At 42.1% G+C, this 16,982-nt stretch carries 30 protein-coding genes and 1 pseudogene; all 31 read right to left on the bottom strand.

Features of this window, described 5'->3' with window-relative positions; translation table 11 throughout:
* Window positions 1-312: 312 nt before the first annotated feature.
* A complete protein-coding gene (gene rplQ / locus ACDX78_RS16130; RefSeq protein ID WP_486029187.1) occupies window positions 313-666 on the bottom strand; it encodes a 50S ribosomal protein L17 in 354 nt (117 codons plus the stop codon).
* 113 nt (window positions 667-779) lie between these two features.
* On the bottom strand, window positions 780-1,724 hold the full coding sequence (locus tag ACDX78_RS16125) for a DNA-directed RNA polymerase subunit alpha (RefSeq protein WP_486029186.1): 945 nt from the start codon (window positions 1,722-1,724) through the stop codon (window positions 780-782).
* Window positions 1,725-2,023: 299 nt separating this feature from the next.
* Window positions 2,024-2,413, bottom strand: a complete 390-nt coding sequence (gene rpsK / locus ACDX78_RS16120) for a 30S ribosomal protein S11 (RefSeq protein ID WP_486029185.1) — start codon at window positions 2,411-2,413, stop codon at window positions 2,024-2,026.
* A 21-nt stretch (window positions 2,414-2,434) separates the two neighbouring features.
* A complete protein-coding gene (gene rpsM / locus ACDX78_RS16115; protein WP_486029184.1) occupies window positions 2,435-2,800 on the bottom strand; it encodes a 30S ribosomal protein S13 in 366 nt (121 codons plus the stop codon).
* A 90-nt stretch (window positions 2,801-2,890) separates the two neighbouring features.
* Window positions 2,891-3,004 carry a 50S ribosomal protein L36 gene (gene rpmJ / locus ACDX78_RS16110; protein WP_010095733.1) on the bottom strand — a complete coding sequence of 38 codons (114 nt, stop codon included), beginning with the start codon at window positions 3,002-3,004 and terminating at the stop codon, window positions 2,891-2,893.
* Between the two features lie 28 nt (window positions 3,005-3,032).
* Window positions 3,033-3,251 (bottom strand): translation initiation factor IF-1, encoded by a 219-nt coding sequence (infA, locus tag ACDX78_RS16105; protein ID WP_486029183.1) that lies wholly within the window; start codon window positions 3,249-3,251, stop codon window positions 3,033-3,035.
* Window positions 3,252-3,270: 19 nt separating this feature from the next.
* Complete coding sequence (locus tag ACDX78_RS16100; protein ID WP_486029182.1) at window positions 3,271-3,564, bottom strand: KOW domain-containing RNA-binding protein; 294 nt, start codon at window positions 3,562-3,564, stop codon at window positions 3,271-3,273.
* 160 nt (window positions 3,565-3,724) lie between these two features.
* Entirely contained in the window at window positions 3,725-4,369 is a 645-nt protein-coding gene (locus ACDX78_RS16095; RefSeq protein ID WP_486029181.1) for an adenylate kinase, read from the bottom strand.
* A 31-nt stretch (window positions 4,370-4,400) separates the two neighbouring features.
* A complete protein-coding gene (secY, locus tag ACDX78_RS16090; RefSeq protein ID WP_486029180.1) occupies window positions 4,401-5,693 on the bottom strand; it encodes a preprotein translocase subunit SecY in 1,293 nt (430 codons plus the stop codon).
* A 3-nt stretch (window positions 5,694-5,696) separates the two neighbouring features.
* Window positions 5,697-6,137, bottom strand: a complete 441-nt coding sequence (gene rplO / locus ACDX78_RS16085; RefSeq protein ID WP_486029179.1) for a 50S ribosomal protein L15 — start codon at window positions 6,135-6,137, stop codon at window positions 5,697-5,699.
* Between the two features lie 31 nt (window positions 6,138-6,168).
* Complete coding sequence (gene rpmD, locus ACDX78_RS16080) at window positions 6,169-6,351, bottom strand: 50S ribosomal protein L30 (RefSeq protein ID WP_486029178.1); 183 nt, start codon at window positions 6,349-6,351, stop codon at window positions 6,169-6,171.
* Window positions 6,352-6,363: 12 nt separating this feature from the next.
* Complete coding sequence (gene rpsE, locus ACDX78_RS16075; RefSeq protein ID WP_486029177.1) at window positions 6,364-6,867, bottom strand: 30S ribosomal protein S5; 504 nt, start codon at window positions 6,865-6,867, stop codon at window positions 6,364-6,366.
* Window positions 6,868-6,890: 23 nt separating this feature from the next.
* The gene (rplR, locus tag ACDX78_RS16070; RefSeq protein ID WP_486029176.1) at window positions 6,891-7,253 is read right to left on the bottom strand and encodes a 50S ribosomal protein L18; all 363 of its coding nucleotides are present in this window, start codon (window positions 7,251-7,253) and stop codon (window positions 6,891-6,893) included.
* 30 nt (window positions 7,254-7,283) lie between these two features.
* Window positions 7,284-7,820, bottom strand: coding sequence for a 50S ribosomal protein L6 (gene rplF / locus ACDX78_RS16065; RefSeq protein ID WP_486029175.1), 537 nt, complete (start codon window positions 7,818-7,820; stop codon window positions 7,284-7,286).
* A 30-nt stretch (window positions 7,821-7,850) separates the two neighbouring features.
* The gene (rpsH, locus tag ACDX78_RS16060; protein ID WP_486029174.1) at window positions 7,851-8,249 is read right to left on the bottom strand and encodes a 30S ribosomal protein S8; all 399 of its coding nucleotides are present in this window, start codon (window positions 8,247-8,249) and stop codon (window positions 7,851-7,853) included.
* A gap of 29 nt (window positions 8,250-8,278) precedes the next feature.
* Window positions 8,279-8,464, bottom strand: coding sequence for a type Z 30S ribosomal protein S14 (locus ACDX78_RS16055; protein WP_092494501.1), 186 nt, complete (start codon window positions 8,462-8,464; stop codon window positions 8,279-8,281).
* A gap of 32 nt (window positions 8,465-8,496) precedes the next feature.
* Window positions 8,497-9,036 (bottom strand): 50S ribosomal protein L5, encoded by a 540-nt coding sequence (rplE, locus tag ACDX78_RS16050; RefSeq protein WP_486029173.1) that lies wholly within the window; start codon window positions 9,034-9,036, stop codon window positions 8,497-8,499.
* 28 nt (window positions 9,037-9,064) lie between these two features.
* Window positions 9,065-9,376, bottom strand: coding sequence for a 50S ribosomal protein L24 (gene rplX, locus ACDX78_RS16045; RefSeq protein ID WP_486029172.1), 312 nt, complete (start codon window positions 9,374-9,376; stop codon window positions 9,065-9,067).
* A 133-nt stretch (window positions 9,377-9,509) separates the two neighbouring features.
* Entirely contained in the window at window positions 9,510-9,878 is a 369-nt protein-coding gene (gene rplN, locus ACDX78_RS16040) for a 50S ribosomal protein L14 (RefSeq protein WP_486029171.1), read from the bottom strand.
* A 43-nt stretch (window positions 9,879-9,921) separates the two neighbouring features.
* The gene (gene rpsQ / locus ACDX78_RS16035; RefSeq protein ID WP_486029170.1) at window positions 9,922-10,185 is read right to left on the bottom strand and encodes a 30S ribosomal protein S17; all 264 of its coding nucleotides are present in this window, start codon (window positions 10,183-10,185) and stop codon (window positions 9,922-9,924) included.
* A 28-nt stretch (window positions 10,186-10,213) separates the two neighbouring features.
* Window positions 10,214-10,414 carry a 50S ribosomal protein L29 gene (gene rpmC / locus ACDX78_RS16030; RefSeq protein WP_486029169.1) on the bottom strand — a complete coding sequence of 67 codons (201 nt, stop codon included), beginning with the start codon at window positions 10,412-10,414 and terminating at the stop codon, window positions 10,214-10,216.
* Window positions 10,404-10,838, bottom strand: coding sequence for a 50S ribosomal protein L16 (gene rplP, locus ACDX78_RS16025; protein WP_486029168.1), 435 nt, complete (start codon window positions 10,836-10,838; stop codon window positions 10,404-10,406). Before rplP ends, rpmC begins: the two co-directional genes overlap by 11 nt.
* A pseudogene (rpsC, locus tag ACDX78_RS16020) lies at window positions 10,825-11,497 on the bottom strand (30S ribosomal protein S3). The gene rplP and the pseudogene rpsC overlap by 14 nt, the downstream one beginning before the upstream one ends.
* Window positions 11,498-11,500: 3 nt before the next feature.
* Window positions 11,501-11,842, bottom strand: coding sequence for a 50S ribosomal protein L22 (gene rplV, locus ACDX78_RS16015; protein ID WP_486029167.1), 342 nt, complete (start codon window positions 11,840-11,842; stop codon window positions 11,501-11,503).
* 19 nt (window positions 11,843-11,861) lie between these two features.
* Entirely contained in the window at window positions 11,862-12,140 is a 279-nt protein-coding gene (gene rpsS / locus ACDX78_RS16010; protein WP_486029166.1) for a 30S ribosomal protein S19, read from the bottom strand.
* A gap of 53 nt (window positions 12,141-12,193) precedes the next feature.
* Window positions 12,194-13,024, bottom strand: coding sequence for a 50S ribosomal protein L2 (rplB, locus tag ACDX78_RS16005; protein WP_486029165.1), 831 nt, complete (start codon window positions 13,022-13,024; stop codon window positions 12,194-12,196).
* 29 nt (window positions 13,025-13,053) lie between these two features.
* Complete coding sequence (rplW, locus tag ACDX78_RS16000; protein ID WP_486029164.1) at window positions 13,054-13,341, bottom strand: 50S ribosomal protein L23; 288 nt, start codon at window positions 13,339-13,341, stop codon at window positions 13,054-13,056.
* On the bottom strand, window positions 13,341-13,964 hold the full coding sequence (gene rplD / locus ACDX78_RS15995) for a 50S ribosomal protein L4 (protein ID WP_486029163.1): 624 nt from the start codon (window positions 13,962-13,964) through the stop codon (window positions 13,341-13,343). Before rplD ends, rplW begins: the two co-directional genes overlap by 1 nt.
* Before the next feature lie 26 nt (window positions 13,965-13,990).
* Window positions 13,991-14,623 carry a 50S ribosomal protein L3 gene (gene rplC, locus ACDX78_RS15990; protein WP_486029162.1) on the bottom strand — a complete coding sequence of 211 codons (633 nt, stop codon included), beginning with the start codon at window positions 14,621-14,623 and terminating at the stop codon, window positions 13,991-13,993.
* Window positions 14,624-14,653: 30 nt separating this feature from the next.
* Window positions 14,654-14,962: a 30S ribosomal protein S10 gene (rpsJ, locus tag ACDX78_RS15985; RefSeq protein ID WP_486029161.1), complete on the bottom strand. Its 309-nt coding sequence runs from the start codon at window positions 14,960-14,962 to the stop codon at window positions 14,654-14,656.
* A 778-nt stretch (window positions 14,963-15,740) separates the two neighbouring features.
* Window positions 15,741-16,931, bottom strand: a complete 1,191-nt coding sequence (gene tuf / locus ACDX78_RS15980) for an elongation factor Tu (protein WP_486029160.1) — start codon at window positions 16,929-16,931, stop codon at window positions 15,741-15,743.
* Window positions 16,932-16,982: the final 51 nt, after the last annotated feature.

The following is a 16,982-nucleotide window of genomic DNA, read 5'->3' as shown; positions in this document are numbered from 1 at the left end:
TACATGATCACTCCATAAAGTGCGGTTCATGGATCGTAAAACTCCTTTATATTATGGAAATTAATATCCTGGCAGATCGCATATATACTGGCTATACAAAAAAAGGGCTTGGATAGACCTCGTGATGAGATTTAGTCCTGCCCTTGACTTGGTTAACTGTTTAGAGAACCTGGCTTGTCGTTAAAGTGGTTCTTAGAAACCCTTATACTTTGAAGTGCTAGCCGTGGTTCAGCGAAAATTAAACTTTCGCTCCTGCAGCATTCTTTGTGCACTTATGCAGGTAAGAAAATACATACTTTCTTTCCTGTCCTATTAAACCAGCTCAATGATTGCCATTTTCGCTCCATCACCTTGACGGGCACCAAGCTTAAGTACGCGTGTGTATCCACCTTGGCGTTCTTCATAGCGTGCGGCAACATCATCAAATAGCTTCTGAATGACATTTGCATCTTCAGTAGCTTCCTTGTCGTATAGAAAAGCTGCAGCTTGGCGGCGTGCATGAAGATCTCCACGTTTACCGAGCGTAATCATTTTATCTACTACCGATTTCAATTCTTTCGCTTTTGCTTCTGTTGTTTCAATCCGTTCATGAATGATTAAATCAGACGCAAGGTTGCGAAGAAGAGCCATACGCTGATCTGTTGTACGTCCTAATTTTCTAGCCATGGACTATCCCTCCCTTTCTCTGTCTTAGTTTAAATCTATCGTCTGAAAAAGCTTTTCGCTTCTCACTTTTTCAGTTTTAGTTAAATTATTTTTTTCCGCGCTAAGAAGTCAGCTTAATCATCGTCACGCAGACCAAGACCAAGATCTGAGAGCTTTGTTTTTACTTCTTCCAAAGATTTTCGTCCCAGGTTACGAACTTTCATCATATCTTCTTCCGATTTATTTGCAAGCTCCTGTACCGTGTTAATTCCGGCACGTTTCAGGCAGTTATAGGATCTTACGGAAAGATCAAGTTCTTCTATAGTCATTTCCATGACTTTTTCTTTTTGATCTTCTTCTTTTTCCACCATAATTTCCGTATGCTGTGCTTCATCAGTTAAGCCTACAAATATATTTAGATGTTCTGTAAAGACCTTTGCTCCGAGCGAAATGGCTTCTTCCGGGCGGATGCTTCCGTCCGTTGTCACATCCATGGTTAATTTATCAAAGTTTGCTACCTGACCTACGCGGGTGTTTTCCACCTGATATACGACACGGGAAACGGGAGTAAAAATAGAATCAACCGGGATGACCCCAATTGGCTGATCATCATTTTTATTTTCTTCCGCTGGGCGGTATCCGCGGCCTCGTTCTGCGGTAATTTTCATATGCAGATGCCCTTTTTTATTTAATGTTGCAATTGGAAGTTCAGGGTTTAGTACTTCTACATCACTGTCAAATGTCAAGTCACGAGCCGTAACTTCCCCTTCTCCCTGCACATCGATTTCTAATGTCTTTTCCTCATCAGAATAAATTTTCAGAGCTAGCTTTTTCAGGTTCAAAATTATTGTTGTTACGTCTTCCACAACCCCTTCGATTGTCGAAAACTCATGCAGTACGCTATCTATTTGAACTGATGTTACAGCAGCACCTGGAAGTGAGGATAAAAGGATACGACGCAAGGAGTTTCCTAGAGTGGTACCATATCCACGTTCAAGCGGTTCGACTACAACTTTTCCAAACGTAGCATCTTCGCTGACTTCTACCGTTTCTATTTTTGGCTTTTCAATTTCGATCATCCAATAAAACCCTCCTTAAAAACGTCGAAACCCCGGTTAGACTTGCTTGCCTAACCGAAATTCCCCAAATAGGCAGTTGATTTACCCTTCTCTACCTGTATTTCTTTCGTACTTTCTTGTCTTATTAGAAAACTTGGCTTATCGCCAGGCTTTAATGACGAAAGCCTTAGCTGCACTTATGCAGAAAGAAAGTTTTATACTTACTTATCTGCCAGGCTTAGCTTAAAGGTTTTCGGTACCTTTAGGCTGTTCTACATATAACCCATTATAGACAAGGTGACAAATTCTATACGGTATACTTATACACGACGACGTTTTGGCGGGCGGCAGCCATTGTGAGGAACTGGTGTTACATCGACAATTGCCGTAACCTCAAGTCCTGCTGCCTGAAGTGAACGAATCGCAGCTTCACGGCCGGCACCGGGGCCTTTAACAGTTACTTCTAATGACTTCATACCATTATCCACTGCGGATTTTGCTGCAGTTTCAGCTGCCATTTGAGCGGCAAATGGAGTTGATTTTTTAGAACCTTTAAATCCAAGTGCACCTGATGAACTCCATCCGATCGCATTTCCCTGCGGGTCCGTAATCGTAACAATGGTGTTGTTAAACGTGGAACGGATATGGGCTATACCTGATTCTATATTCTTTTTCACACGGCGTTTACGTGTGTTTGTATTACGTGCCATTCATTTTTACCTCCTTTACGTTTACTTCTTCTTGCCTGCAACTGCACGGCGTGGCCCTTTACGGGTGCGTGAGTTGTTTTTCGTTTTCTGTCCGCGCACAGGCAGTCCGCGACGGTGACGAACTCCTCTGTAGGCACCGATTTCGATTAAACGTTTAATATTAAGTGATGTTTCACGGCGTAAGTCACCTTCAATGGTAAATTCATTTACGGCTTTACGGATGCGGCCTAACTCATCTTCAGTCAGGTCACGCACACGCGTATTCTCAGATACGCCTGCTTCTTCAAGCACTTTTTGTGCAGTCGTTTTTCCGACTCCATAAACATACGTTAATGAGATCACTACACGTTTATCACGTGGAATATCTATACCTGCAATACGTGCCATATAGCTTTAGCACCTCCTGGTTGCTTATTTTTGCCTCAAATCTGCAGTTAAGCTGATTTGCTCCAAGCCCTCTGACCTTTCGAGGTCGAGTTAGCCTTGTTTTTGTTTATGCTTTGGATTTTCGCAAATGACCATTACTTTTCCTTTACGTTTGATCACTTTGCATTTTTCACAAATTGGTTTTACAGATGCCCTTACTTTCATCATTCAACCTCCTTTGATATAGGAGCACTTATTTATAACGGTACGTAATTCTGCCTCTGGTTAAATCGTACGGTGAAAGCTCTACCGTTACTTTATCACCTGGCAGAATGCGGATGAAATGCATCCGGATCTTACCGGATACGTGCGCCAGGACCGTATGGCCATTTTCAAGCTCTACATTAAACATCGCATTCGGCAATGTTTCTGTTACCTTTCCTTCCACTTCAATTACATCGTCTTTCGCCATCGTGTTGATCTCCCTTCTTTTAATCAGTCACAATCTCATTCGTAAATTTAGCTATGGCAAACCTGAGTTTGCCATTTGTGACACGACCAGTTTCTAGAAGGCTGTTTTGGACTTCCGGAGAAATGTAATTCATTTTCTCAATATGATGCAAGTTCTTTTTCTTTGGTCGATCATATTTACGTTTTTCCCCATCTGCAAGCAGAACATACCGGTCATCCACAGCTTGAATGACAACGGCGAATTGACCTGCTTCGCGCCCTTGCTTAATACGAACAACTTGACCTATCAGCGGAATAGAATCATCTTCGTTCAACAACGATCACCTTCACTTAGGCTATAGAATTTTTTGCTCACCTTTTTGAAAAGGCTGTTTTTCATTCAGTGTCACAGAACAAGCGTATTCCCAACGTTAATTATAACTTTTCAGCCACTGAAATGCACCCTTTTTAGTCCATTTCATGAACGGCTGGGTATTATTTTTCAATATTGGTGCGAATATCTTCAAATACTTGATTGATTTCCTGATCACCATTTACGCTTATAAGGTATCCTTTATCCTTGTAGAAGTCCAATAAAGGTTTTGTTTGCTCGATATTAACAGCCAGACGGTTCTTTACGGTTTCCGCTTTATCGTCATCCCGCTGAATCAGTTTTGAACCATCATGATCACATTTTCCTTCTTCTTTTGGAGGGTTGTATTTTACATGATACGTCGCTCCGCATGTCGGGCAAATTCTGCGGCCGGTTAAGCGCTCCAGCAATTTTTCTTTAGGTACATCTACATGAATGACATGATCAATTGATTGGTTCATATCGGCGAGAAGCTCTTGCAGCGCTTCAGCTTGTGCAATGGTCCTTGGAAATCCATCCAGCAGGAATCCATTGCTGCAATCATCTTTCGCCAAGCGTTCCCTAACGATGCCAATCGTTACTTCATCCGGAACAAGGTTTCCTTGATCCATGTATTCTTTCGCTTTCGTTCCCAGTTCTGTTCCCTCTTGAATTGCCAATCGGAACATATCTCCAGTTGAAATATGAGGGATATTATACTTTTCATTTATTTTTTTTGCCTGCGTTCCTTTTCCGGCACCAGGCAGACCCATTAAAATCAAATTCAAGTTATTTCTCCTCGCTCTCCGTGGCACCGGATTACCGGATAAAACCTTTGTAGTGGCGTTTAACCAACTGGCTTTCCAGCTGTTTCATTGTATTTAATGCCACACCAACTACGATTAGTAAACTTGTGCCGCCGATTTGTACTGCTTGAGGCAGACCCGCTAAGCCACCCAAAACAATCGGGAGTACAGAAACAGCTGCCAGAAATAGGGCCCCAACAAATGTCAGCCGATTGATGACACGTGTCAAATACCTTTCCGTATTATGGCCAGGTCGAATCCCTGGGATGTACCCGCCTTGTTTCTGCAGGTTTTCAGCCATATGTTCAGGGTTTACTTGAACAAACGTATAGAAGTATGTGAAAGCAATGATTAACCCTACATACAAGACCATACCTATAGGCTGTGTATAGTCAAATATCATTGTAATCGTTTGTGCCACAGGACTACCTTCAAAGAAACCTGCAACCGTACTTGGTGCGATCATAAAGGCAATGGCAAAAATAACCGGGATCACTCCTGCAGCATTTACTTTCAATGGCAAATGCGTGGATTGCCCGCCTACCGGAGAACGGTTTACAAGTTTTTTCGCATATTGAATTGGTATTTTTCGCAGTGCCTGCAATATAAATACAACACCTACGATAACAGCCACAACAACCAGGGCGATTAAAGCGACAATAACAATATTGATAAACAAATCATCACCCGGATTTACAAAATACTGGCTGTATAATTGCTGAACCCCATTTGGAACTGCTGCAACAATCCCGGCAAAAATGATGATGGAAATCCCGTTTCCAACACCGTTTGCTGTAATTTGTTCCCCGAGCCACATGAGAAATGCAGTTCCGCTTGTCAGTACTAGTGCAATAATCAAGAATGTTAATGCATTTGGATCCTGTATCAGCATACCGCCTGCCATGACGTTAAAGCCGACGGACATGGCGATTGCCTGAACAAATGCAAGCACAATCGTTCCGTAACGTGTAATCTGTGCCAGCTTCTTACGTCCCATTTCACCTTGTTTTTTCCATTCAGCAAACTTTGGCACAACATCCATCTGCAGCAATTGCATGATGATGGAGGCGGTAATATATGGCATAATACCCATCGCAAAAATGGAGAAGTTTTGCAGCGCGCCTCCGCCAAAAATATTTAGAAAACCAAATACATTTTGCTGGCTCATGAAATCAATCGCTTCTCTGTCCGTATAAGGAACAGGAATAAATGTTCCAAGACGGAATACAACAAGCATGAGTAGTGTGAATATTATTTTTCGTCTGATGTCACCAACGCGCATAAAATTGGAGATTGTCCGAAACATTAATTAGATCACCTCTGTTTTCCCGCCCGCTGCCTCGATTGCTTCAGCAGCTGAAGCAGAGAACTTGTGAGCTTTTACTGTTAGTTTCTTTTCGATAGTACCGTTTCCGAGCACTTTAATGCCGGTTTTCAGTTTACTAACGACACCTTCTTCAAGTAATAGCTCAGGTGTAATTTCCGTGTCGTCTTCAAAACGATTTAGTGCATCCAGGTTTACTATAGCAAATTCTTTCTTGTGAATATTGGTAAATCCGCGTTTTGGCAAGCGCTGGAATAATGGCATTTGGCCGCCTTCAAATCCCGGACGTGTACCGCCGCCTGTACGCGCTTTTTGTCCTTTGTGTCCTCGGCCGGATGTTTTTCCGTTCCCTGATGACATACCGCGACCCACGCGATTTCTGGTTTTGCGACTACCTTCTGATGCTTTTAATTCGTGAAGTTTCATACGAGCACCTCCTCTTTACACTAATGCTTATTTATATTTCTTTTACTGCCAGCAGATGGGATACTTTATTAATCATACCGCGCACACTATCCGTATCTTCACGCACAACGGATTGGCGGATTTTTTTCAGTCCCAGTGCTTCTACAGTTTTTTTCTGTACCTCATTTGCGCCAATAATACTACGTGTGAGGGTTATTTCCAACTTTTTAGACATAGCCTTCCCTCCTTATCCTAACAGTTCTTCTACAGACTTTCCACGCAGTTTTGCTACGTCTTCTGCTTTTTTTAAGTTTGTTAGTCCGGTCAATGTTGCACGAATCACGTTGATTGGTGTATTTGAACCAAGTGACTTTGTCAGAATGTCACCGACACCGCCAAGTTCCATGATAGCACGAACCGGTCCGCCGGAGATAACTCCTGTACCTTCTGTAGCAGGTTTCATCAATACATTACCGGAGCCGAACACGCCATGGATTTCATGAGGAATCGTCGTACCAACGATCGGAATTTCAATCAGATTTTTCTTTGCATCATCCACCGCTTTTTTAATAGCTTCCGGTACTTCCTTGGATTTCCCTGTACCAAAGCCTACATGACCATTTTTGTCACCAATTACAACTAGTGCGGCAAAACGGAAATTCCGTCCGCCTTTAACAACTTTTGCAACACGGTTCACCGCAACAACGCGTTCTTCAAGATCTAATTTATTCGGATCAATGTTTGTCTTCATGTAATGGTTCCCTCCTTTATCTTTTAAAATTCAAGACCTGCTTCTCTTGCAGCGTCTGCCAAGGCTTTTACACGTCCATGATAAAGATAGCCCGCGCGGTCAAATACGATTGATTTGAATCCTTTATCCTGGGCACGTTTGGCAATTGCTTCGCCCACCTGTTTTGCAGCTTCTGTGTTCCCTGATGTTCCAGTGTTCAATTCTTTATCTTGTGTAGAAGCACTCACAAGCGTAGTACCCTTTTGATCATCAATCAACTGTACATAAATGTGCTTATTTGAACGATACACGTTTAAACGGGGACGTTCCTGTGTACCGGTAATTTGTCTGCGAACACGTGCGTGTCTTCTTTTACGCGTAACATTTTTTGCCGGTTTTTTGATCATCAAGCTCACTCCTTTCTGGCTTAACTAACCTTACTTCGCAGTTTTACCTTCTTTTTGTCGTACATATTCACCTGCATAACGAATACCTTTTCCTTTGTATGGTTCCGGCGGTCTTATTGCACGAATGTTTGAGGCAACTGCTCCAACAAGCTCTTTATCGATACCTTTAACGGTCAGCTGTGTGTTTTTTGGAACTTCAATTTCAATACCATCTACTGTGTCAAGCTCTACCGGATGAGAGTAGCCGGCATTAATGACTACTTTATCTCCCTGCTTTTGGGCACGATACCCTACACCGATAATTTCAAGTGATTTTTCAAAGCCTTTGCTCACGCCTTCTACCATGTTACTGATCAAACTGCGTGTTGTTCCGTGCAAACCGCGATGTTCTTTATGGTCACTTGGACGTTCAACGGTAATTACGTTATCTTCTATATTAATTTTCATTTCAGCGCTTAATGTTCTGGATAATTCCCCTTTAGGGCCTTTGACAGTAACGTTGTTATTATCAAACTTCACTTCTACACCCTCTGGGATCTCAATTGGCTTAAGTCCTATACGAGACATTCCATGCACCTCCTCATTTAAAAATCTTCATTACCAGACATATGCCAGTACTTCGCCGCCAACAGCCTGTGAACGTGCTTCTTTGTCCGAAAGCACACCTTTGGATGTGGATACGATCGCGATTCCCAAGCCATTAAGTACACGCGGTACCTCATTTGCTTTTGCATAAACGCGTAGTCCAGGCTTGCTGATACGTTTAATTCCGGTTATTACACGGTCTTCGTTCATACCGTATTTAAGAAAAATACGCAGGATACCCTGTTTATTGTCTTCAACGAATTCATAGTCGGAAACAAAACCTTCACGCTTTAAAATATCAGCGATTTCTTTTTTCATCTTTGAAGCCGGCAGTTCCAGCTTCTCATGTTTCACCATGTTGGCATTACGAATACGAGTCAGCATATCTGCAATTGGATCTGTCATAACCATTAATCATTACCTCCTTCCCAAATCGGGGATTACCAGCTTGCTTTTTTGACACCGGGAATTTGACCTTTATAGGCAAGTTCACGGAAACAAATTCGGCAAAGTTTAAACTTACGAATTACTGAATGTGGTCGGCCACAGCGCTCACAACGTGTGTATTCACGTACTTTATACTTTTGCGGGCGTTTTTGCTTTGCAATCATTGATTTTTTAGCCACAATTTTCCCTCCTTGTAGTAGCTCTGAAAAGCTTATTTTTGGAAAGGCATGCCGAGCTGTGACAAGAGTTCACGAGCCTCTTCATCCGTTTCGGAAGTTGTTACGATCACAATATCCATACCGCGGACTTTATTTACTTTATCATAGTTAATTTCCGGGAAAATCAATTGCTCTTTTACACCTAGTGTATAATTTCCGCGTCCATCAAAAGCTTTTTTCGAAATACCGCGGAAGTCACGTACACGCGGCAGTGAAACAGCAATCAACTTTTGCAGAAATTCATACATTCTTTCTCCGCGAAGGGTTACTTTTGCACCGATTGGCATTCCTTCACGAAGACGAAAGCCGGCAATTGATTTCTTCGCACGGGTTACGATTGGTTTTTGACCGGAAATGAGTGAAAGCTCTTCAATTACATTATCTAATGCTTTTGAATTTTGCACAGCATCACCAACACCCATGTTGATTACAATCTTTTCAATTGTTGGTGCCTGCATTACAGATTTATATTCAAATTTATTCATTAAGGATGGTAGTATATTATCCTGATATTTTTGTTTTAGTTCATTCATCACGAGCGCCCTCCTTTCGATTCACAAATTATTTATCTATTGCTTCACCGGATTTTTTAGCGATGCGCACTTTTTTGCCATCACGTTCTTCATAGCCAACGCGGGTTGGCTCTCCTGATTTGGAATCAATCGGCATTACGTTGGAAACATGAATTGAAGCTTCCAGTTCCAAAATACCGCCTTGTGGGTTCTCCTGTGAAGGCTTTGCGTGTTTTTTCACCATGTTGATTCCTTCTACAAGTACACGATCCTTTTTCGGAAATGCTTCCAGGATGGTACCTTCTTTTCCGCGGTCTTTACCGGAAATTACTTTTACTTTATCACCTTTTTTTACATGCATGCTTGACGCACCTCCTTGCACTGGTCTTTTACGCCTAGGGAGACTGCCTAAAAACTGCTGGAAAAGTACTGCGAATTGTTGTCTTTTCCCTGTTATTCGGAGCATTTTGCACATCCAGTTTTTAAACAATCATTTATAATACTTCCGGAGCCAGAGATACGATTTTCATGAATTTGGCATCACGTAATTCACGTGCGACCGGTCCGAAAATACGCGTTCCTCTTGGACTTTTATCGTCACGTACAATTACCGCTGCGTTTTCACCAAAACGAATATATGATCCATCTTTACGGCGTGCACCGGATTTCGAACGCACAATAACCGCTCTTACTACTTCACCTTTCTTAACAACGCCTCCGGGTGTTGCGTTTTTCACTGTGCAAACAATTACATCACCAATATTCGCTGTCTTGCGGCCTGATCCACCCAATACTTTAATGGTTTGCACTTCACGTGCTCCAGAGTTATCTGCTATCTTTAATTTAGTTTCCTGTTGAATCATGTCACTGGGACCTCCCTTCGAAGCCTATATTACCGAAACTTCCTTATATAATTACTGCTTCCTCCACTACCTCGACTAAACGGAAACGCTTTGTAGCTGATAATGGCCGGGTTTCCATGATACGTACAATATCACCGGTTTTTGCCTGGTTGTTCTCATCATGTGTTTTAAATTTCTTGGAGTATTTCACACGTTTTCCGTATAGTGAGTGAAACTTATACGTTTCAACTAAAACCGAAATCGTTTTATCCATTTTATCTGAAACTACACGTCCTGTGTATACTTTACGATTATTACGATCAGTCATATTGAGGCTAACCTCCTATCCATAGATTCTAGTTATTTACGCCAAGTTCCCGATGGCGCACAACGGTTTTCATACGAGCAATGGATTTTCTTACTTCACGAATACGCGCTGTGTTCTCTAATTGTCCGGTTGCAAGCTGGAAGCGCAAGTTAAATAATTCTTCTTTTAATGATTTTACTTTTTGTTCTATTTCGGTAGTGGTCAGTTCTCTGATTTCATTAGCCTTCATTGCTTTCACCACCAATTTCTTCACGTTTTACAAATTTTGTTCTGATCGGCAGTTTGTGAGAAGCGAGACGCAATGCTTCACGCGCAACCTCTTCTGGTACACCTGCGATTTCAAACATAACCTTCCCTGGTTTTACAACTGCTACCCAGCCTTCTGGAGCACCTTTACCGGAACCCATCCGAACCTCGAGGGGCTTTGCAGTATATGGTTTATCAGGAAATATTTTAATCCATACTTTACCGCCACGTTTCATGTAACGGGTCATTGCAATACGGGCAGCTTCGATTTGACGGCTTGTAATCCATGAGGCTTCAGTTGCCTGCAAGCCATATTCACCAAAAGATACCGTTGTGCCACCTTTTGCACGGCCATTCATTTTACCACGATGTTGTCTGCGATATTTCACACGTTTAGGCATTAACATAGAAAGTGCCCCCTTCCTTATTTATTTGATTTTGTTGGAAGAACTTCCCCACGATAGATCCACACTTTTACGCCTAATTTACCATAGGTTGTATCTGCTTCGGCTGTACCATAGTCGATATCAGCTCGCAATGTGTGAAGTGGTACTGTTCCTTCGCTGTAACTTTCCGCACGGGCAATATCCGCTCCTCCGAGTCGGCCGGCTACTTGCGTTCTGATACCTTGTGCGCCAGCACGCATCGAACGTTGAATAGTTTGTTTTTGTGCACGACGGAATGATATACGGTTTTCCAGTTGACGAGCGATATTTTCTGCTACTAATTTGGCATCCAGGTCAACTTTTTTAATTTCGACAATATTAATATGAACTCGTTTGCCTGTTAAACTGTTCAATGATTTTCTTAGTGCTTCTACTTCAGATCCGCCCTTACCGATTACCATTCCTGGTTTCCCAGTATGAATCGTAATGTTTACGCGGTTTGCAGCACGTTCGATATCAATGGATGAAACAGCGGCAATACGCAATCTGTTTTCAAGATATTCTCTGATTTTAATATCTTCGTGTAGTAAGTCTGAATAATCTTTGCCAGCATACCATTTGGACTCCCAGTCTTTAATGACGCCTATGCGAAGACCTGTAGGATTTACTTTTTGACCCACTAACTATCCCTCCTTCTTTTCTGTTACGACCACTGTAATGTGGCTAGTGCGTTTGTTAATTTTACTTGCACGTCCTTGTGCACGCGGACGGAAACGTTTCAGTGTTACACCTTCGTTTACATATGCTTCGGATACCACTAAATTATCCGTGTCCATTTCATAGTTATGTTCTGCATTTGCAACAGCAGAATTCAATACTTTTTCTATTACTGGAGAAGCACCGCGTTCTTTATTACGTAAGATCGCAACTGCTTCTCCTACATCTTTTCCTCGAATTAAATCAACGACTAAACGTACTTTACGAGGAGCAATACGAACCGATTTTGCCGTGGATTTCGCTTGCATGCTTAAGTGCCTCCTCTCTTTAGCGTTTTGTTTTCTTGTCATCGCCGGAATGCCCTTTAAACGTACGGGATGGTGCAAATTCACCTAATTTATGTCCGACCATATCTTCTGTAATGTAAACAGGTACGTGCTTGCGTCCATCATATACAGCGATCGTGTGGCCTACAAATGTAGGGAATATTGTAGAACGGCGTGACCAAGTTTTGATTACTTGTTTTTTATCAGATTCATTTAACGTATCAACTTTTTTGTGCAGATGATCATCTGCAAAAGGTCCCTTTTTTAAACTACGACCCATGAAAATGCCTCCTTTCAGAGTGTTCAGACGGGTGTTCCCCGTCTCATTTTTAGTTATTTTTTACGTGAACGTACAATATACTTATCTGACGGTTTATTTCGTTTACGTGTTTTGTAACCAAGTGTCTTTTTGCCCCATGGTGACATTGGTGATTTAAGCCCGATCGGCGTGCGTCCTTCACCACCACCGTGTGGGTGATCGTTCGGGTTCATAACAGAGCCACGTACTGTTGGTCGAATGCCTTTCCAGCGGGAACGTCCTGCTTTTCCGACTCTGAGCAGTTCGTTTTCAATGTTTCCAACCTGACCGACTGTTGCACGGCACGTTGTTAGAATAAGGCGAACTTCACTGGATGCCAGTCGTACAAGGGTGTACTTTCCTTCACGTCCAAGAATTTGACCTTGAGCGCCTGCAGAGCGTGCCAACTGTCCGCCGCGTCCTGGCTTCAATTCAATATTATGCACAATCGTACCTACTGGAATATTTCCAAGTGCTAATGAATTACCCAATTTAATATCTGCATTTTCACCGGACTCTATCTTTTGATCTACTTTTAGTCCTTTTGGTGCCAGGATATATCTTTTTTCGCCGTCAGCGTAATGAATTAATGCAATATTCGCTGTACGATTCGGATCATACTCGATGGTAGAAACTCGTCCTGGTATCCCATCTTTATCGCGCTTAAAGTCAATAAGACGGTATTGACGCTTGTGGCCACCACCTTGATGACGAACAGTCAGTTTACCCTGATTATTTCGACCGCCGCGTTTGTGGACTGGTCTTAGCAGAGATTTTTCCGGATTATTTGTGGTGATCTCAGCGAAATCGGAAACAGACATATTCCGTCTACCATTTGATGTTGGTTTGAATTTTTTAATCGCCATCTTCATTTCCCTCCTTCACTTATTTGTTTTTAACCTTCAAAGAAGTCGATTTCTTTACTGTCTTCGGAAAGTTGCACGACGGCTTTTTTTCGATTCGGGCGAAAACCTCCGTAACGTCCCATCCGCTTAAACTTTCCTTTTTGGTTTAATGTGTTCACTTTTTCAACCGTGACACCGAAAATTGCTTCAATCGCATTTTTGATTTCGGTTTTGTTTGCTTTTGTATCTACTTCAAACGTATATTTTTTCTCTGCCAATAAATCAGAGGACTGCTCTGTAATGACAGGGCGCTTTATAATATCTCGTAGATCTTTCATTATGCAAGCACCTCCCCTGCTTTTTCAGCTGCATCTTTTGTCATGATCAGCTTGTCATGCGAAAGCAAGTCCAGTACATTGATTTCTTTTACGGTTAACACATTTGTGTTTTGAAGATTATTGGCTGATCGGATGATTGTTTCCTCTTTATCAGCTGTTACAATCAATGCTTTTTCGTTAACACCCAATGATTCAAGCATTTTTACGATTTCTTTTGTTTTTGGTGCGTCAATGGCAATGGCATCCAAAACCAGTACATTACCTTCTTTTACTTTAGAAGATAACGCAGATAATAATGCTAAGCGACGTACCTTTTTAGGCATTTTGTAGCCATAGTTTCTTGGCGTAGGCCCGAATGCTGTTCCACCGCCTACCCAGATTGGTGAACGGATGGATCCATGACGTGCCCGCCCTGTTCCTTTTTGGCGCCATGGTTTACGTCCTCCGCCGCGTACTTCCGAGCGGTTTTTCACGGCATGGGTTCCTTGTCTCAAGGATGCCCGCTGCATGACAACAGCTTCGTGTAATACATGTGTGTTAGGTTCAATTCCGAAGACTGCTTCATTTAATTGCAAGTCTCCTGCCTGAGAACCGTCCTGTTTAAATAGTGCTACTGTAGGCATGACATATCCTCCCTTCGTCGTAATAATTATTTAGCCTTTAATGCACCCGTTACTTTGACGAATGATTTCTTTGCACCAGGCACATTTCCTTTGATCAATAACAGATTGCGTTCTGTATCTACACTCACAATTTCAAGGTTTTGGATTGTTACCTGTTCCCCGCCCATTTGTCCTGGAAGTGGTCTCCCTTTAAATACGCGCGCTGGGTCAGCCGCAGCACCTAGGGAACCTGTTCTTCTGTGAAAATGGGAACCATGACTCATTGGACCGCGAGCCTGATTATGCCTTTTAATGGAGCCCTGGAATCCTTTTCCTTTGGTCGTCCCGGTTACATCGATTTGATCTCCGGCTTCAAATACATCAACGCCAATCGCCTGACCTACTTCATATTCGTCAAGATTCGCGTTACGGATTTCACGAACGTAGCGCTTAGGTGTGGTGTTTGCTTTTTCAGCATGACCTTTCTCCGCTTTATTTGTTCGTGATTCCTTTAGATCTTGAAACCCTAGTTGAATTGCTTCATAACCGTCATTTTCCATTGTTCTTTTCTGCAAGACTACGTTTGGCTCAGCCTGGATAACAGTTACCGGTACAAGTTCACCAGTTTCTGAAAATAGCTGAGTCATGCCGATTTTACGTCCTAAGATTCCTTTCGTCATCCGTTACACCTCCTATAATATCCATTCATTTTATAATTTAATTTCAATATCTACACCAGACGGCAAGTCAAGACGCATTAGTGAATCCACTGTCTGCGGTGTAGGGTTCACAATATCGATAAGACGTTTATGTGTACGCATTTCGAATTGTTCACGAGCATCCTTGTATTTGTGTACCGCACGTAAAACGGTGTACACAGTTTTTTCTGTAGGTAGCGGGATTGGTCCGGATACGTTGGATCCTGAACGCTTTGCCGTGTCTACAATCTTCTCAGCGGATTGATCCAAAATACGATGATCATACGCTTTTAAACGGATTCTGATTTTTTCTTTTGCCATTATTTTCCCTCCTTTTCGCCCATATTATTATAGACATTCTCCGCGAAAATTCCTTGACAGCCAGCCATGGCAAAGGGGCCGGGTGTGCCAACAACCTTTCGCTTCATCGCCTTAAGTGACCAACATTAATATTATATAGAAGAAATGCGGTCAATGCAATCTTTTATAACATAATTCTTTGATTGCACATCTATATATTATACGTACTATTGCCGACGAATGCAAGGGGAAAAAGAACTTTTTTTACGAGAAATGTAAACACGGGACGGTTCTTCTGTTGCAGATTGTAAATATATGAGCGGGAGTTTCGTTTTGCAAATAAAGGTATCCCGCTAAGGAGAAAACAAAATGCCTGTAACGCTGGTCGATTGGGCGGAATATAAGGCTTATTTCATGTACTGATCAAGGTTGTAAGGTAACAGGTTTGATGATTAATTTTATTCGAGCACTTATTTGGCTTTTAAACTACTGAACGATGGGGATTTTCCTTCGCTTGTGTGCTTATATTGCCTCTATGGCACCGAACTACTGGGGTTTTATTTCACTTGGGCGCTTATACCACTTCTATGTTACCAGCATTTTCGTAGACCGGCAGCATACTGTGCCTAGAATCATCTTTATGAAAAACTACTAATTGATCAGCGAGCTTTTATAAGAACATAATACATCTCAATTATTTAAATAATTGAGATGAAAATTGTTATTGCATATAGATTTTCCTAAGCAAAAAACAGGCAACACTTCTGGAGCGCTGCCTGTTTTATATGCTGCTTGCTTGTTATTTTTTTATTGTTGTTACAACGCCGGATCCAACAGTACGTCCGCCTTCACGGATGGAGAAACGTGTACCATCTTCAATAGCGATTGGTGAAATCAATTCTACTTCCATTTCGATGTTATCACCAGGCATTACCATTTCTGTACCTTCCGGAAGCTGGATAACTCCAGTAACGTCCGTCGTACGGAAATAGAATTGTGGACGATAGTTTGCGAAAAATGGCGTGTGACGTCCGCCTTCTTCTTTAGATAATACATAAACTTCTGCACTGAAGTTTGTATGTGGCGTAATGGAACCTGGCTTAGCAAGTACCTGTCCGCGGTTAATGTCTTCACGTGCAACACCACGTAATAGTGCACCGATATTGTCACCAGCTTCTGCGTAATCAAGAAGCTTACGGAACATTTCTACACCAGTTACAGTTGTTTTGCCGGACTCTTCAGCAAGACCGATGATTTCTACTTCATCACCAACTTTAACTTCTCCACGCTCAACACGTCCAGTTGCAACAGTACCACGGCCAGTGATAGAGAATACGTCCTCTACAGGCATCATAAATGGTTTGTCTTTATCGCGGTCAGGAGTAGGGATGTACTCATCCACCGCATCCATCAGTTCAGCGATTTTTTCTTCGTATTCTGCATCTCCTTCAATTGCTTTAAGTGCAGAACCTTTGATTACTGGTACATCATCACCAGGGAAGTCGTATTCAGTAAGCAAATCGCGTACTTCCATTTCTACTAATTCCAATAGTTCTTCATCGTCTACCATGTCTGTTTTGTTAAGGAATACTACGAAAGCAGGTACTCCAACGTTACGTGACAATAAAATATGCTCACGAGTTTGAGGCATCGGGCCATCTGCAGCAGAAACAACCAGGATAGCACCATCCATTTGTGCAGCACCAGTGATCATGTTTTTAACATAGTCAGCGTGACCCGGGCAATCCACGTGTGCATAGTGACGAGTTTCTGTTTCATACTCAACGTGAGAAGTTGCGATAGTAATTCCACGCTCTTTTTCTTCTGGTGCGTTATCGATTTGGTCGTATGCCATTTGATCACCTGCACCGGATTTTTTTGCCATTACAATTGTAATTGCAGCAGTTAATGTTGTTTTACCATGGTCAACGTGTCCAAGAGTACCAACGTTCACGTGACTTTTCGAGCGGTCAAATTTTTCTTTACCCATTTATAGTTCCTCCTTTAATTAAATAAAGTTTTTTTAATTTATTATCAGTCG

This window comes from Virgibacillus oceani (assembly GCF_041521345.1).
Taxonomy (GTDB): Bacteria; Bacillota; Bacilli; order Bacillales; family Amphibacillaceae; genus Virgibacillus_N; species Virgibacillus_N oceani_A.
Note: the sequence above shows the minus strand (reverse complement) of the source record. Positions and strands in the feature narration are given on the sequence as shown.

What these genes read in the sequence shown, in the direction of transcription:
- rplN (WP_486029171.1), bottom strand. Translation starts at nt 9,878, where the DNA reads ATGATTCAACAGGAAACTAAATTAAAGATAGCAGATAACTCTGGAGCA.
- rplE (WP_486029173.1), bottom strand. Translation starts at nt 9,036, where the DNA reads ATGAATGAACTAAAACAAAAATATCAGGATAATATACTACCATCCTTA.
- rpsK (WP_486029185.1), bottom strand. Translation starts at nt 2,413, where the DNA reads ATGGCACGTAATACAAACACACGTAAACGCCGTGTGAAAAAGAATATA.
- rplV (WP_486029167.1), bottom strand. Translation starts at nt 11,842, where the DNA reads ATGCAAGCGAAATCCACGGCAAAATCGGTTCGTATTGCTCCTCGTAAA.
- rpsH (WP_486029174.1), bottom strand. Translation starts at nt 8,249, where the DNA reads ATGGTTATGACAGATCCAATTGCAGATATGCTGACTCGTATTCGTAAT.
- rpsQ (WP_486029170.1), bottom strand. Translation starts at nt 10,185, where the DNA reads ATGACTGATCGTAATAATCGTAAAGTATACACAGGACGTGTAGTTTCA.
- rplP (WP_486029168.1), bottom strand. Translation starts at nt 10,838, where the DNA reads ATGTTAATGCCTAAACGTGTGAAATATCGCAGACAACATCGTGGTAAA.
- rplF (WP_486029175.1), bottom strand. Translation starts at nt 7,820, where the DNA reads ATGTCTCGTATAGGACTTAAGCCAATTGAGATCCCAGAGGGTGTAGAA.
- ACDX78_RS16125 (WP_486029186.1), bottom strand. Translation starts at nt 1,724, where the DNA reads ATGATCGAAATTGAAAAGCCAAAAATAGAAACGGTAGAAGTCAGCGAA.
- rpmJ (WP_010095733.1), bottom strand. Translation starts at nt 3,004, where the DNA reads ATGAAAGTAAGGGCATCTGTAAAACCAATTTGTGAAAAATGCAAAGTG.
- rplX (WP_486029172.1), bottom strand. Translation starts at nt 9,376, where the DNA reads ATGCATGTAAAAAAAGGTGATAAAGTAAAAGTAATTTCCGGTAAAGAC.
- rpmD (WP_486029178.1), bottom strand. Translation starts at nt 6,351, where the DNA reads ATGTCTAAAAAGTTGGAAATAACCCTCACACGTAGTATTATTGGCGCA.
- rplD (WP_486029163.1), bottom strand. Translation starts at nt 13,964, where the DNA reads ATGCCTACAGTAGCACTATTTAAACAGGACGGTTCTCAGGCAGGAGAC.
- rplQ (WP_486029187.1), bottom strand. Translation starts at nt 666, where the DNA reads ATGGCTAGAAAATTAGGACGTACAACAGATCAGCGTATGGCTCTTCTT.
- secY (WP_486029180.1), bottom strand. Translation starts at nt 5,693, where the DNA reads ATGTTTCGGACAATCTCCAATTTTATGCGCGTTGGTGACATCAGACGA.
- rplW (WP_486029164.1), bottom strand. Translation starts at nt 13,341, where the DNA reads ATGAAAGATCTACGAGATATTATAAAGCGCCCTGTCATTACAGAGCAG.
- rpsM (WP_486029184.1), bottom strand. Translation starts at nt 2,800, where the DNA reads ATGGCACGTATTGCAGGTATAGATATTCCACGTGATAAACGTGTAGTG.
- rplR (WP_486029176.1), bottom strand. Translation starts at nt 7,253, where the DNA reads ATGATCAAAAAACCGGCAAAAAATGTTACGCGTAAAAGAAGACACGCA.
- rpmC (WP_486029169.1), bottom strand. Translation starts at nt 10,414, where the DNA reads ATGAAGGCTAATGAAATCAGAGAACTGACCACTACCGAAATAGAACAA.
- rplO (WP_486029179.1), bottom strand. Translation starts at nt 6,137, where the DNA reads ATGAAACTTCACGAATTAAAAGCATCAGAAGGTAGTCGCAAAACCAGA.
- infA (WP_486029183.1), bottom strand. Translation starts at nt 3,251, where the DNA reads ATGGCGAAAGACGATGTAATTGAAGTGGAAGGAAAGGTAACAGAAACA.
- rplB (WP_486029165.1), bottom strand. Translation starts at nt 13,024, where the DNA reads ATGGCGATTAAAAAATTCAAACCAACATCAAATGGTAGACGGAATATG.
- tuf (WP_486029160.1), bottom strand. Translation starts at nt 16,931, where the DNA reads ATGGGTAAAGAAAAATTTGACCGCTCGAAAAGTCACGTGAACGTTGGT.
- rpsE (WP_486029177.1), bottom strand. Translation starts at nt 6,867, where the DNA reads ATGAAGACAAACATTGATCCGAATAAATTAGATCTTGAAGAACGCGTT.
- rplC (WP_486029162.1), bottom strand. Translation starts at nt 14,623, where the DNA reads ATGACGAAAGGAATCTTAGGACGTAAAATCGGCATGACTCAGCTATTT.
- rpsJ (WP_486029161.1), bottom strand. Translation starts at nt 14,962, where the DNA reads ATGGCAAAAGAAAAAATCAGAATCCGTTTAAAAGCGTATGATCATCGT.
- rpsS (WP_486029166.1), bottom strand. Translation starts at nt 12,140, where the DNA reads ATGGGTCGTAGTTTAAAAAAGGGACCTTTTGCAGATGATCATCTGCAC.